This is a genomic window from Mesobacillus sp. ABV4_180, assembly GCF_056158485.1.
On the sequence record NZ_JBSWTJ010000001.1, the window covers coordinates 3,553,494 to 3,567,583 of the forward strand.

Genomic DNA, 14,090 nt, shown 5'->3' on the forward strand with positions numbered 1-14,090 from the left:
TTGCTTTTTTCAATTCCATGAAATGCGAAGTTTCATTCTTTGATTAAGAATACCTGGCTTGCCCCGCAATCAGGACATTTAAAGAGATGCGGACATTCTCCATCTGCATGATCGGCAGGATACCCATCCTCCAGCTTCATTTGGTCAAATGGCATATATGGGCTGTAATCATCATAATAATCTGCTTCCCTGCCGTTATTCTCCATGCTGCCGCTGCAATTCGGACATGTTGGAACGATGTTTCGGAAACCATTGCAAAGAGGGCACATCCCCATTTTCTTCAGTCCTTTCTGGCTTAATTGCTATAAATAGTTTGTGTTGAATAAAGTCCGTTATGTAGCGTGTGATATCTGGTATTAATTACCTTTAATCCATAGCGCATAAACTTTTTCAAACAAAACATACTAGTTATTAATAAAACAGCAACAAACACCGCTCAGCAAAAACAAGCAGCAAAGAACATTGGGTTAAGCCTTAGAAGGCAGCTTATACGCGTGCCGGTGCAATTCCGGCTAGCCCAGCCAGAATCCTCAACATGGGTTACCCTGGCGGCATGGCAAGTGCCATGAATGGTTCGATTCCATACTGACCCAAAATACAACTTTGAAAAACACAAAGGAGGAAATATTAATGGCTAGCAGTAACAACTCTAATCAATTATTAGTTCCTGGTGTTCAACAAGCTCTTGATCAAATGAAGTACGAAATCGCAACAGAATTTGGCGTACAGCTTGGCGGCGAAACTACTTCTCGTGCTAACGGTTCAGTTGGTGGAGAAATCACTAAGCGCCTAGTGCAAATGGCTGAGCAGCAACTTGGCGGCTACCAGCGCTAAATTGTAGTAAACAATAAAATAGAATGGCTTAGGCCCCCTTTCATAAGGGGGCCTTATCTTTTGAAAAAATAATTAAATTATCAAATCATATTTTCTGGTTTTACCCATATGTCATATTGCTCGGATGTTACATAACCTGTTTTGATTGCTGCTTCCTTCAAGGTTGAGTTTTCTTTAAAAGCAAGCTTGGCAATTTGTGCAGCTTTCTCATAGCCAATATGAGGATTCAGGGCGGTCACAAGCATCAATGATCGTTCCACATGTCCCGCAATCACATCTAGATTCGCTTCAATGCCGACAGCACAATTATCATTAAACGATCTCATCCCGTCAGCCAGCAGCTTTGCGCTCTGCAGGAAATTATAGATGATCACAGGCTTAAAGACATTCAGTTCAAAATTCCCCTGGCTTGCTGCAAAGCCGATGGCAGCATCATTCCCGAACACCTGGGTTGCAACCATGGTAAGTGCTTCACTCTGGGTCGGATTGACTTTCCCGGGCATGATGGAACTTCCCGGCTCGTTCGCAGGGATTGCAAGTTCACCAATTCCGCTTCTTGGTCCGCTCGCGAGCCATCTTATATCATTGGCAATCTTCATTAAATCTGCGGCCAGCGCTTTTAATGCGCCATGCAGGAACACGATTTCGTCATGTGATGTCAGTGCCTGAAATTTGTTTGGCGCAGAATGGAATGTTTCACCCGTCTGGTCAGACAGCTGCTTCGCCATATTGACCCCGAAATCTTTAGATGCGTTAATACCTGTGCCGACAGCCGTGCCTCCGATTGCCAAATCCCGAGCATATTTAAGCGCATCATTAATCATACGTTCATCCTTCTCAAGCATTGCTCTCCAGCCGCTGATTTCCTGTCCCAGAGTCAATGGTGTTGCATCCTGAAGGTGCGTACGGCCTATCTTGATGATCTCATTAAATTCCTGTTCTTTTTTCTTCAGCGTATTCTTGAATAGTTCAAGAGCAGGCAATACCTCTCCTGTCACTTTTTTTACTGCGGCGATATGCATCGCAGTCGGGAAAGTATCATTCGAGCTCTGGGACATGTTCACATCATCATTAGGGTGGACTTGTTCCTTTGACCCCTGCTCTTGAAGCAGTTCATTCGCCCTTCTTGCCACTACTTCATTCACATTCATATTCGATTGAGTCCCGCTGCCTGTCTGCCAGACAACTAATGGAAAGTGTCCATCAAATCGCCCATCAAGGATTTCACCGCAGGCAGTCTCGATTGCTTTCGCTTTTGAATCAGGCATTTTCCCGGAATCTGCGTTCACCCTGGCAGCCGCCTTTTTGACCTCGGCAAAAGCATAGATGACTTCAATTGGCATCTTTTCTGTGCCGATTTTGAAGTTTTGCTTGCTCCTTTGTGTCTGTGCCCCCCAGTATTTCTCAGCAGGTACTTTTATTTCGCCTATAGTATCTTTTTCAATCCGGTAATCTGACAAAACCATCCCTCCTCAATCTAATTATTAACTTATCTAAACATTTAAAACATTTCCGCCTCTAGGATAACGTTTTTTAAATCAAGATTACAGTAAAGTGCTTTTATGTAAGGCTTAAAAGCCAAAAAAGCGGAAGCAGTCGAGATACTGCTTCCGCTTTTCATTATGTCTATTTTCACTGCTCATTATGCTTTATAAATTGCATACCCAATATAATAGCCCAGGACCATGATGCTCGCGATGCTTAAAGTGACAGTCAACTCCGCCATCCTATTAACCCCCTGAATTTTTGGTTTGATTAGTTTTAAATTACCACAGCCGACCAGATGCCAGCGTGTTGGTTTCGCAACATTTTGTGACAAATGTGTGAATCGGGGAGAGCTTTCTCATAGAACAGAAAAACCGCACCCAAAATGGTTGGGTGCGGATCCTTTAACCAGCCTTAACCTTGTTGCCAAGCTGCAGCTGATACATTTGAAAATACTTTCCTTTTAACTCCATCAGTTGATCATGGTTGCCTTTTTCGACAATCCGCCCGCGATCCAGTACAAGTATCTGATCGGCATTACGGATTGTTGACAGTCTGTGAGCAATGATGAAGGTCGTTCTTCCTTCTTTCAAGACATCCATTGCTTCCTGGATGATCGTCTCTGTTTCGGTATCGATGCTCGAAGTAGCCTCATCAAGGATCAGGATCGCCGGATCGTAAGCCAGTGCTCTGGCAAAAGATATCAGCTGGCGTTGCCCGCTTGATAACGTACTGCCCTTCTCTATCACCGGTTCATCATAGCCTTTTTCAAGATTTTTCAGGACACGATCTGCACCAACACTTGCGAGCGCTTTTTCAATTTTTTCCCTCGAAATCTCAGGATGATCAAGGCTGACGTTGGAGGCAATCGTCCCCGTGAACAAGAATGGATCCTGGAGGACGATTCCCATATGCTTTCGAAGAGTCTGCCTTGGCATCTCAGAAATGTCCATCCCATCAATCAGGATTTTGCCTTCCTGTGGGTCATAGAATCTGAATAGCAGGTTCATGATCGAGCTTTTGCCTGATCCCGTGTGCCCCACGAGTGCCACGGTTTCACCCTGCTTTGCTTCAAAACAAAGATCTTTCAAAACATATTCACCTTCCTTATAGCAGAAGGAAACATGATCGAAAACGACATTTCCTTTGTAACGGTCTATCTCCTTCTCACTGACGTCAATGCCTTCCTCATCCATCAGATTGAATACCCTTTCACCTGCTACCAGAGCCTGCTCAAGGTTTGCCAGCTGATTGACGATTCCCTGCACGGGATTGAACAGGCGGTTGATGTAATCAACGAACGCATAGAGCATACCAAGTGAAATCGCGGATGACGGCTGAAGGGCCTCGCCGCCAAAATACCAGATGAATGCGACGAAGACGATATTCCTTAACACCTGCACAAGATTGTGTGAGGTCGAGGAATTCAAGCTCAGCAATTTATTTTGATATGTGAAGTGCTCCTTATTAAGAGATTCGAATTCCTGCTGTGTTTCTTTTTCCCGGCTGAATGCCTGGATGATGCTCATGCCCTGAATCGATTCATTGATCATTCCGTTGATGTCACTGACACGCGAGCGAATGACATGGTTGTATTTTGATGCATATTTGCGGTAAAGCTTCGCCCATACAAACAGAATTGGCAATAACAGCAAACAAATCGCCGCAAGCTTCGCATTCAAAATGAACAATGCAATATAAATTCCGGTAATATAGATAAAACTCGTGAAGAACGTTGAAAGGACGGTTACATACAATTCACGAATGGCCTCGGTATCATTCGTGATCCTTGCAACGACCTTTCCTGCCGGAAGATTGTCAAAATACTGGATTGGCAGCCGCTGAATCTGCCTGAATACATCTTCCCTAAGCTTCTGGATGATCCGATTCGCTGATTTTTGCAAATAAAATCTTTGGCCATATTGGAAAATGGACGCAATGACCAGCAAGCCGAAATAGAATGCAAGCAACTTGATGATGTTCGGAATTTCTGGTTTATAAAAGTTCATCAATGCATTGCCGGACAAAATCTCAGCCTCATACTGTGCAGCTTTTGCCCCCTTGGTGATCGTTAAAATCCCATTTTCATAGCTGCGGCTTCCATCAAAATCCACATCTGAATTTACAAACACAAAATTCCTTCCAACCTGTAAAATTCGGGCAGAATCGGTGTTACCAGATTCGCCATCCTTTGTGTAAAAACTGCCATTATATTCAACGGCCCCTTTTCCGTCTTCAGTCTTATGCCAGACCGATTCGATTCCAAGAATATGGTTATCAATCATTCTCTTGGCGATGAATGGTCCTGCCAGATCTGCAACGACAGCGAGAGTCAGCATTGCCAGCGCGACATAAATGATTTTTTTATAATTTAATGCATACTGGAACAGTCTTTTTCCTGTACTCATACGGAGTGCACCTCCTCTTCGACTGCTTCTGCCTGCTGCCTGATATATTGCTCACTGTACCATCCCTTACTTTCCATCAACTGTTCATGGGTGCCTTCCTCAATGATTTTGCCATCCTCAAGGACGACGATATGGTCAGCATGCTCAACCGCAGACATTCTGTGGGTTGTAATGATCGTTGTTTTCGCATTCCGCTCCCTGCGGATATTATCAATGATTTTTTTCTCCGTTTTCGCGTCTACTGCTGAAAGAGAATCATCAAGAATCAAAATTTCCGGATCCTTGATCAAAGCGCGCGCAATTGAAATCCGCTGCTTTTGGCCGCCTGAAAGTGCCACCCCTTTTTCACCGACAAGCGTTTCAAGGCCTTCCGGCAGCATCTCCAGATCCTTGCGGAACGCAGCAAGATCAATGATCTCCTGCAATTCCTTTTCAGAGGCCACTGGGTTTCCGAACATAATATTTTCCTTTACCGAACGGGAGAAAAGGATGTTTTCCTGTGGCACATATCCCATCCAGTTTCTCGTCTGCCTCAGGCTGTGCTCCTGGATTGGCACACCGGATACAAGCAGGTTCCCGCTTCCTTCCGGGTATTCCCTGAGCAGCTGTTTAATCAATGTCGTCTTGCCGCTTCCCGTCTTGCCGACAATCCCGAGCGTTTCGCCGCGGTTCAGGTGCAGCTTGATATTTTCAAGATTGTTGACACTGGAGGAAGGATATTTAAACGTCAGTTCAGACATCTGTATCATTTCCGGTTCATTGCCTTCGACCGGCTTTAGCGGGTCAGCGACATCTTCTTTGTAAGACAGGGTTTCATTCAGACGGTCAAGTGAAGCATTGCCGCGCTGCATGACATTGATCAGTTCCCCAATCGCAAACATCGGCCAGATCAGCATTCCTAAATAAACGTTGAAGCTGACTAGTTCTCCAAGTGTAAGCTTTTGCTGGAACACCAGGTATGCTCCATATCCCAATCCAATCAGATAGCTCAATCCAACAAGGATTTTAATCGTTGGTTCAAATAAAGAATCAATTTTTGCCACTTCGACATTTTTTCGATAGACGTCTTCAGTCAGTTCATGGAACCGCGCTTCATCCGCTTTTTCCTGTACGTAAGCCCTGATAACCCTGACTCCTGAAACGGATTCAAGTACCCTATCATTCAACTCGCCGAACGCATCCTGCGAAGCGGTGAATCTGGAATGTATCTTTTTCCCATAAACATTAATCAAGAACGCCATGATTGGCAGAGGGATGATTGAAACAAGAGTTAACTCCCAGCTGATGAAAAATCCCATCGTGAATATGATCGTCAGCATGAAAAAGCTTGAATCCACAAGTGTCAGCACGCCGAAACCTGCTGTGACAGAGATCGCCTTCAAATCATTCGTCGCTCTTGCCATCAAGTCACCGGTACGGTTCTTCTCAAAAAATGTCGGTGTCATTTTTAACAGATGCTTCATGAAACGGGTCCTAAGTTTCCGTTCAATCAGGAATGCACCACCAAATAACTGGTACATCCAAATATATGTGATGAAATAGGAGACAACCGTGATGAGCACCAGGCTGCCCACATACTTAAGGATCACTTCTTTGGACATCGAACCAACCTGGATCGAATCAATTGCCATCCCGACGATTTTAGGCGGCAGCACGTCAAGGACGCCCGCAATAATCAATAAAGTAATCGCTATACTATATCTCTTCCAGTTTTCCTTAAAAAACCAGCTTAATTTTGAAATTACTGATAACATGTTTTAACACTCCTTTCTGTCAATGCAATGACTAGCCGCTTTCGAGATTATCCTTTTTTACTAATTTCTTCACTTTTGCTAAAAACATTTCCTTTTCCCCCTTTGGATGATTAATGAATGGAGCAATAACGAGTTTATAAAATGAAAAAAGACATACCGCGGCATGCGATATGTCTTGAATCAATCGTAAAGACAGAAAAAGGCACACGTCACGCAAATACGCAACCTATGCCTTTCATCTTTAAGGTTCTCTAAAAAACCTAGTTATGGCAAAAGGACAGGTTACGATTATTCAATTGAGCGTATCTTGCGATTTTAACAATGTTCATATCCGTAACCTCCTTTTTAGATTATTTTTCCATTCTCTTTTGTAAGGTTATCACCTTACGAGCCACAATGTCAATTCTATTTTTTTAAAATATTCATCATTTTCATACATCTTTCGAATATCTCTTCCAGATTTTCCGGATGAACAGCAGGTAAAAGAGCAATGGCATAGGGGCCTGGATCAATCCGAGGATTCCCCAAAGCCAATAATTATGCCCATGCTTCCTTGCATTAATGAAAAGGAAAATGCTTTGCACCAAAAGGATCAAGGCTACCAAAGCAATCATAAGCGGTGACAGTTCCCCATTCATCGGCTATCCACCTGCTTTTGCACACCTTTAAAGCTATAAAAAACAGTCACTGCTACTGCAGCAGCCTGGAGAATTAAGTAAAGCTTGGGCAGTTCCAGCAAAGTGAACATGACCGCACTCAGAATCAATAATGCACTCACAATGAACCATCCTAATTCCTTTCTGTATTTCCTGTTAAGCTGTTCCTGCTGGCTTTGCACCATTTGTTCAAACCATTTTTCATCAGGTGTATAAAGATTGACGGAATCCATTTTCTCCAGTCCATGTTGAATCTGGTTAATTGTATCTATGAATTCCATATCCATTTGCTCATTTGCTGGCGAGGTCCTTTTTTGGTTTGTCATCTACCTTCAGCTCCCTTCTTATGGCTAAAAGCCCATGATGGACTCTGGACTTTGCAGTACCTGCTGCAATATTCAGGATTTCGCCGATTTCATCATAAGAATACCCATAATAATGTTTCAAGATTAATGGAATCCGCATTTCCTCAGTCAGCTTTGCCAGAGCGGCAAGCGCATCAGTCCAATCCTCATTCCTTGATTCCATATGCCATTGCAGCTTGCGTGCCGCAGCTTCTCCTTCATTCCATTCGCGCTCCCGCTTCTTCTTGCGGAGCTGGTCAATATACAAGTTGGTGGCTATACTGATCAGCCATGATGAAAATTTTGATTTCCCATTAAATAAATGAATTTTTTCCACACATTTAGCCATAGTAGCTTGTGCCATTTCTTCAGCAATGTCAGGATTCATCGATATCTTCATCAGGTATTTGACTAGCATGGGATAATGCCCCCGGAAAAGGGCAGCAAACGACCGATGGTCACCATTTTTTGCACTATTGATTAATTCTTTCTCATCCATTAAAGCATGCCTCGCTTTCCCCGCCACCCTGAAAAATCGCTCTCTATCTGATTATTTATTAATAAGACGGTTGAAGTAAAGAATCGTTCAAATCTTTTTTTAAAAAAATCTTCTCCTCACGTAAATCCGCAAAAAAAAGAAAGCCCATTAGGACTTTCCCTCTAAACGCCCTGTTCGATTCCTTGTTCTTTTACGGTATTTTCGTTTTCTTCCGCCAGCTTCGGCAGAACCATCATATAAAATAATCCGACAATCGCCAGGCATCCCCCGACTATCCAATAAAGCATTTCAATGGTCAGCAGTGATGGGAAGCTATAGGCGATGAATGCAAGGGTCAGCGAATGGGATAGCATGTTAAGCGGGCTGATCAGTCCCTGCACCCGGCCCATCATCCTTGGATCAATGATGCTTGGAAGCCAGCCTCCTATTCCTATGTTTATAAGCGGCAGCGCCAATGCGGAAATAAACAGGATTCCTAAAAAGATATAGATATTGTCAGGCAGCGATGCAAGTGCCGTAAAACTGCCAGCTATTAACAATCCGACCGATATCATGTGGTAGAGCTTCATTTTTTGCGCCAGCAATGAAGCGAACAAGCTGCCGATCAACACACCGGAACCAAATACAAAACCGATGACGATTGAGTATTGCTCATATGTTCCAGGAGCCAGCTTATACTTCAGGATGAAAATCGGCATGACAGAAAAGCCCCCATTGACGATGCCAAAGATGAAAAATCCAATGATTAAGGTAAACAACAGCCTGCTGCTGAGAACATATACGAAGCCTTTTTTTAAATCCTTTAATACAACTTTGATATTCAGATCATTCAGCTTATGCGGGCCGTTCGGCAGCCGAGCCTCTTTAGGCACTTCCGTTTTCTGGATCAGGATCGCACTGACTATGAAGGATAATGTATCTACCAATATGGCTCCGTAAATTCCGATTGACCAGTAAGCCAGGACGCCAAGGCCATTCCCGAACAACATGAACAGGCTCATCACAAGCTGGTTCAACCCTGCGGCAGTCGTATAATCCTCTTTCTTTAATATTCCCTGGACCATCCCATGTTCTGCTGGGAAGAAGAATTTTTGGACAGCACTCCTTAAAAACAATACCGCAAAGATGAGCGGCATCCAGCCAACATATATGGAAGCAATCAGGAGCAACGATAGACCAGCACTTATCCAATCACAATATACAGCTATTTTCTGGCGGTCCATCCTGTCTGCAAATACGCCAATCACGAAGAACACCGCAAGCATAGGCAAAGAATACATCAATTCTGTGATGGTCGCGTACACAGGCTGGGAACTGAAACGATCCAGCAAGAAAAACATGAATGCAGTCAGCCCGATCGTGCTTCCCATTTGGGAGGTAAAGTTGGCTAAGAATAATTTCGTGAAACTCCGATTCTGGAAAATCTCCGCTAATTTTTTCATTTGTCTTCTCCTTGGTTTTCTTTTATTAACTTTAGAATAAAGAAATGACACAGAAACAACTAGCTTCTCCTGACTGTTTCCTTCTCCATCTTGAGACGGAGGATGTTTTATCTTCAGCCCTGCCAACTTAGCCCAAATATTATTAATAGGTTTTCATTTCTTGCTTCCGGGGTATTATTCTACTAACTTACTAAAATAAAAAAATGATTCATTAAAGGAGTTATATATAAATGAAAGAGATTATGTCTTCAAACGTTATGGTACAGAAGAGATTCACAATGAAGAAAATGCTTGAGATCTATCAGGCTGCAAAAAAAATGAATGGGACTACCTATTTGTATAGCCGCCAAAAAGCAGTTGAAGCGAATTCATTATCGAAGCTTGTTTCCTTTCTGCTGACGGTTGAACCGAATACAACATTAAAAATTATTTTGGAAGGTACAGATGTAGAACCGCAATTGGAGCAGCTTACTAAGCTCCTAACCAATGAAGCTTCTGTTCTGCGTGTGAACCGCAAGCGACTGCTCGAAACATCTGAGTCATTCCAAATTTAATTGATAATAGAGAATAATAGATATAGAGGTGAATTTTTGTGGTAAGAACGATTTTAATGATCGTCGGCGCAATCGTCGTGATCGGATTCCTATTGCGTATGTTATAATTCAATCCATAAAAGAGGGTGTTCCAAAAGTATAAAAAACTTTTGGGCACCCTCTTTATTTTTAGGACTGCTTGAAAAAATGGTCCGTTGATTTCGTTCCAGTCGCTTCGCTTTCCGCGAGGGCGGCGCTGAGCCCGCAGGACATTGATTTACCTCCTCGAACCCACCCGCGCACGAAGGATATGCGTTAGCATTTTCGAGGAGTCTTCGCGCCTGGAACGTAGATCAACTCAGGTTTTTAAATTCATTTTTAATGCAACGAATTAATTCGACCTTTTGAGTCTGCCTCCTTTTTTACTATTTTACAGCTTACCAGAAGCAAAATAAAAAACAGGGGAGGCGATCCCCTGCTCAGTGTATTTTTAATTAGTTGCTGCCATCATTTGAATCTTGAGTGTCTCCTTCTTCGGAGTCGCCGTCATCTCCACCAGTGTCACCGGTTCCGCCAGTGTCTCCTTCGGAACCGCCAGTGTCTCCTTCACCGTCTCCTCCTTCACCTTCACCTTCACCTTCACCTTCACCGTCTCCACCACTGTCCCCGTCGGTATCTCCAGCATCGCCGGAGTTGCCAGTATCATCTTCACCACCGGTATCTCCTTCGTTGCTTCCGGCATCCTCCTCATTTCCACTGCCACTCTCTCTACCAGTATTTCCAGTTTGTGTAGAAGTGGAGGCTTCAGTTGTTGTTTCTTTTTTATCTTCATCCTTTGGCTTTTCTTCTTTCTTATCCTTCATTTTCTGCTTTGCTTTTTCCCATTGTTTCTTCAGTTTCTCAGTTTCTTTCTTTATTCTTCCTTCTAATTCTTTTACTGATTTTGCACGCTGTGACCTTTTGTGTTCTTCCACATATTTAGATAATGGTGTAACGTTGAATGACTCGGCTTTTGTATTCTTCAATGCCTGTGACATAAAGTCCTTAAAGACCAATGCAGCTCCTTCGCTGCTCGTTGTAGTTAAATAATGGTCTTTATCCGTTTTATCATAACCAACCCATACAGCGCCAACGAGCTGTGGAGTATATCCAACAAACCACTGATCTTTCGTACCTTTGACACCTTCGATCGGTACTTGGGTGGAACCCGTTTTACCTGCTAATTCTCTGCCAGGTATTTGTGCACCCTTACCTGTTCCTTCCTCGACGACACCAAGAAGCATGCTCGTCATTTTTTCAGCAGCTTCTTTCGAAATGGCCTGACTCTTCTTGCCCTCATATTCTACAATCGTGTTTCCTTCTTTATCCACGATTTTCGTGATGGCATGAGCTTCGTGACGCTCACCTTTATTTGCAAACGCTGAATAGGCTTCAGCCATTGTCACTGGAGATACACCTTTGGAAAGCCCGCCAAGCGCGAGACCTAAATTGCGGTCATTCTTCGGATCCAGTTCAATGCCGAAGTTCTTAACAGATTCCATCCCTTTGACTATCCCGATTTCATTTAGCAGCCATACAGCCGGTACATTCAACGAATCTCTTAAAGCCTCATACATTGGCACTTCGCCTTTGTATTTACCATTATAGTTTTCAGGCTTATAATCTTTGAAATCCAATTCCTCATCCTTAAGCAAGTCCGTTACATTCCAGCCTTCCTCAAGCGACGGTGCAAAAACGGCCAGCGGTTTCATTGTTGAACCCGGTTGTGCTGTTAAATGGGTTGCACGGTTGTATCCTCTGAATACATGTTCACCACGGCCTCCAACAAGGGCCCGAATGCCACCTGTTTTCGGATCGACCAGCACGGCACCGCTTTGGACGATTTGTTGATCTGTACCCTTAGGGAAGATCTCGTCTTTTGCATACGTAGCTTCAACTGCGGATTGCATCGTCACATCAAGTTCCGTATAAATTTCCAGGCCGCCAGTCAAAATTTCCTCCTGCGTCAAACCGTATTTCTTGATTGCTTCATCAATGACATGATCTACGTAATATGGATAACGGCCGCGTAAAGGATCTGCCCCATTTTCATTGAGCGCAATCTTCTCCTCCACAGCCTTTTGGTATTCGTCTTCCTTAATGAATTCATGAGTCTTCATCATCTGCAGGACGACATCTCTTCTTTCTTTTGCCTCTTCATAATTCTTGTAAGGATCAAGAGAAGATGGAGCTTTTATCAAACCTGCCAGCAGGGCAGCTTCACTGACGGTAAGGTCCTTAACATCTTTTCCGAAGTAGCCCATTGCTGCCCGCTTGATTCCCCAGGAACCATTTCCGAAATAAATGCGGTTCAAATACATTTGCAGAATTTCATCTTTGGAATATTGCTTTTCAATTTCCCTCGCTAGGAAAAATTCTTCTAGTTTTCGTTTATATGTTTTCTCTGTGGACAACAGGGCATTTTTCGTCAATTGCTGTGTAATTGTACTTCCGCCCTCGACAATGCTTCCCGCCTTGACATTTTGGACAAATGCCCTTGAAATCCCGACAAGATCCACACCGTCGTGCTCATAGAATCGGTGATCCTCGATAGCGATAACAGCATGCTTTACATGGTCCGGGACCTCTTCTATTTTAATGCCTTCATTTTTCAGTGCCGAAATTTTACTGGCAACTTCCCCATTAGCATCGTAAATGACCGTTGACTGAGCCAGGTCATCATTTAATTCGCTGATGTCAGCCCCCTCTGAATAAACATGAAAAAAGCTTAAAAAGGCCAAAACAGCTGTGGATACGGACAAGACCATCACCTGGTTCATATGCAGTCTTTTCCATCCTCTTAGAAATCGTGTAATTATTGAATTTTTGCTCACTGAGCACCCCAACCTTTTAAAAATAGTTTAGAAATATGACACTTTCTTTTACCCATTTTTAATAAGGTTTAACACATATTGCCTAATAACAAGGAAAAAAGACATGAATATATGGAAAAGGGGTATAAAAAGAGAAAGATGTTTTAATCATGGAGGTTGGTCAATATGTCAGGGATTAACAAAATGGTACTCGCATACGATGATTCAAATGGAGCAAAAAAAGCATTGCAATTAGCTAAGGAATTGGCAAAAAACCTTGATGGAGTTCAGTTATTTGTAGGACATGTATTTGAAGAGAAAGTCCGAACTGAGAAAATGGAATCAGCCGGACGTCCTGTTGAACCATTGCCAATCAATAACTTTCCAGCAGATGGAATCCAGGTACCCCCTCTGGCGATGGAGCAAGGTGCCCTTGATAAATCTGAACATGCGATCATTACAAATAGTTCGGAACAAGCCTTCAACAACGCAAAGGCGGAGCTGGAAGCTGTTAATATTGACACCCATTTTTCCATACTTGAGGGAAACCCAGCAGATACCATTTGTGAATACGCAAATGAAGTAAATGCGGATTTGATCATCATTGGCCAATCCGGTAATGAGGGAATCAAGCGTAAACTGCTCGGCGGAGTCAGTCAAAAGGTAGCGAATAAGGCTAACTGCCACGTTTTGATAGCCAAATAAACACATTAAAGCCGGGTCGCTAAAACCCGGCTTTAATAAATGCTCATTCTCTTTTCAGTACATCGATCAAAATAAAAACCTCTGGACCTATTAAACTAACTATTCCTTGCTTCTGCAGCCAGTTCATCAAGGCGCTCCATTGTTTCTTTTTCCTCAAAGCTGCTGAAAATCCGGAAATCATCAACATCTAAAATCCTGTAATGCTGACTGAGTATGTTTTGTTGCAGCACAAAGCCGCCTGAACGAGCAATTTCCCTCCACCATACTTTACCGCCAAGTGTTTTTTCCTTTCGGTAATCCGATCCCTCGTGGGCAATCGTCTCCAATACTTCAAGAGGCTCATTACCGAATAAGAATTGTATCGTTTCTGATTCCCTGAACAATGCGCAGATGGTTACGACAGTTGCCCAGCCTGCCTGCGCGCGGCCTTTCTCAATCTGGACAAGCGTTTTTTTGGAAATACCTATGATATCCGCCATTTTATCCTGTGTATAACCCACTTCTGCCCTGAGCATTCTTACTTTATCCGAAACCCTGACGATGATTTCATCCCTTGTCATCCGCTTCATTCCCTTACG

13 protein-coding genes are annotated in these 14,090 nt (G+C 43.3%); 3 read left to right on the forward strand and 10 right to left on the reverse strand.

Features of this window, described 5'->3' with window-relative positions; genetic code table 11:
• Positions 1 to 32 precede the first annotated feature (32 nt).
• Entirely contained in the window at positions 33 to 275 is a 243-nt protein-coding gene (locus ACXAEA_RS18180) for a hypothetical protein (RefSeq protein ID WP_475097268.1), read from the reverse strand.
• 355 nt (positions 276 to 630) lie between these two features.
• Between ACXAEA_RS18180 and ACXAEA_RS18185 the strand changes: the two genes are divergently transcribed.
• Complete coding sequence (locus ACXAEA_RS18185) at positions 631 to 834, forward strand: small, acid-soluble spore protein, alpha/beta type (RefSeq protein WP_475097269.1); 204 nt, start codon at positions 631 to 633, stop codon at positions 832 to 834.
• 80 nt (positions 835 to 914) lie between these two features.
• Here the strand turns inward: ACXAEA_RS18185 and fumC are convergent, their stop codons facing one another.
• The 7 genes from fumC to ACXAEA_RS18220 all read right to left on the reverse strand — a co-directional run bounded on the left by fumC (position 915) and on the right by ACXAEA_RS18220 (position 9,422).
• Entirely contained in the window at positions 915 to 2,294 is a 1,380-nt protein-coding gene (gene fumC, locus ACXAEA_RS18190; protein ID WP_475097270.1) for a class II fumarate hydratase, read from the reverse strand.
• Positions 2,295 to 2,723: 429 nt separating this feature from the next.
• Complete coding sequence (locus ACXAEA_RS18195; RefSeq protein WP_475097271.1) at positions 2,724 to 4,727, reverse strand: ABC transporter ATP-binding protein; 2,004 nt, start codon at positions 4,725 to 4,727, stop codon at positions 2,724 to 2,726.
• Positions 4,724 to 6,481, reverse strand: a complete 1,758-nt coding sequence (locus ACXAEA_RS18200) for an ABC transporter ATP-binding protein (RefSeq protein ID WP_475097272.1) — start codon at positions 6,479 to 6,481, stop codon at positions 4,724 to 4,726. Before ACXAEA_RS18200 ends, ACXAEA_RS18195 begins: the two co-directional genes overlap by 4 nt.
• Before the next feature lie 431 nt (positions 6,482 to 6,912).
• Positions 6,913 to 7,119 (reverse strand): sigma-Y antisigma factor component, encoded by a 207-nt coding sequence (locus tag ACXAEA_RS18205; protein WP_475097273.1) that lies wholly within the window; start codon positions 7,117 to 7,119, stop codon positions 6,913 to 6,915.
• Positions 7,116 to 7,463: a YxlC family protein gene (locus ACXAEA_RS18210; RefSeq protein WP_475097274.1), complete on the reverse strand. Its 348-nt coding sequence runs from the start codon at positions 7,461 to 7,463 to the stop codon at positions 7,116 to 7,118. The genes ACXAEA_RS18205 and ACXAEA_RS18210 overlap by 4 nt, the downstream gene beginning before the upstream one ends.
• Positions 7,429 to 7,980, reverse strand: coding sequence for an RNA polymerase sigma factor SigY (sigY, locus tag ACXAEA_RS18215; protein WP_475097275.1), 552 nt, complete (start codon positions 7,978 to 7,980; stop codon positions 7,429 to 7,431). The genes ACXAEA_RS18210 and sigY overlap by 35 nt, the downstream gene beginning before the upstream one ends.
• 161 nt (positions 7,981 to 8,141) lie before the next feature.
• Complete coding sequence (locus ACXAEA_RS18220; protein ID WP_475097276.1) at positions 8,142 to 9,422, reverse strand: MFS transporter; 1,281 nt, start codon at positions 9,420 to 9,422, stop codon at positions 8,142 to 8,144.
• Between the two features lie 230 nt (positions 9,423 to 9,652).
• Between ACXAEA_RS18220 and ACXAEA_RS18225 the strand changes: the two genes are divergently transcribed.
• Entirely contained in the window at positions 9,653 to 9,976 is a 324-nt protein-coding gene (locus ACXAEA_RS18225; protein ID WP_475097277.1) for an HPr family phosphocarrier protein, read from the forward strand.
• Positions 9,977 to 10,449: 473 nt separating this feature from the next.
• Here ACXAEA_RS18225 and ACXAEA_RS18230 read toward each other — a convergent pair whose 3' ends face one another.
• A complete protein-coding gene (locus ACXAEA_RS18230; protein ID WP_475098167.1) occupies positions 10,450 to 12,774 on the reverse strand; it encodes a transglycosylase domain-containing protein in 2,325 nt (774 codons plus the stop codon).
• Positions 12,775 to 12,993: 219 nt separating this feature from the next.
• Between ACXAEA_RS18230 and ACXAEA_RS18235 the strand changes: the two genes are divergently transcribed.
• A complete protein-coding gene (locus ACXAEA_RS18235; protein WP_475097278.1) occupies positions 12,994 to 13,512 on the forward strand; it encodes a universal stress protein in 519 nt (172 codons plus the stop codon).
• A gap of 95 nt (positions 13,513 to 13,607) precedes the next feature.
• On the opposite strand, the gene ACXAEA_RS18240 is transcribed toward ACXAEA_RS18235, so the two are convergent.
• Positions 13,608 to 14,072 (reverse strand): helix-turn-helix transcriptional regulator, encoded by a 465-nt coding sequence (locus ACXAEA_RS18240; protein ID WP_475097279.1) that lies wholly within the window; start codon positions 14,070 to 14,072, stop codon positions 13,608 to 13,610.
• Positions 14,073 to 14,090: the final 18 nt, after the last annotated feature.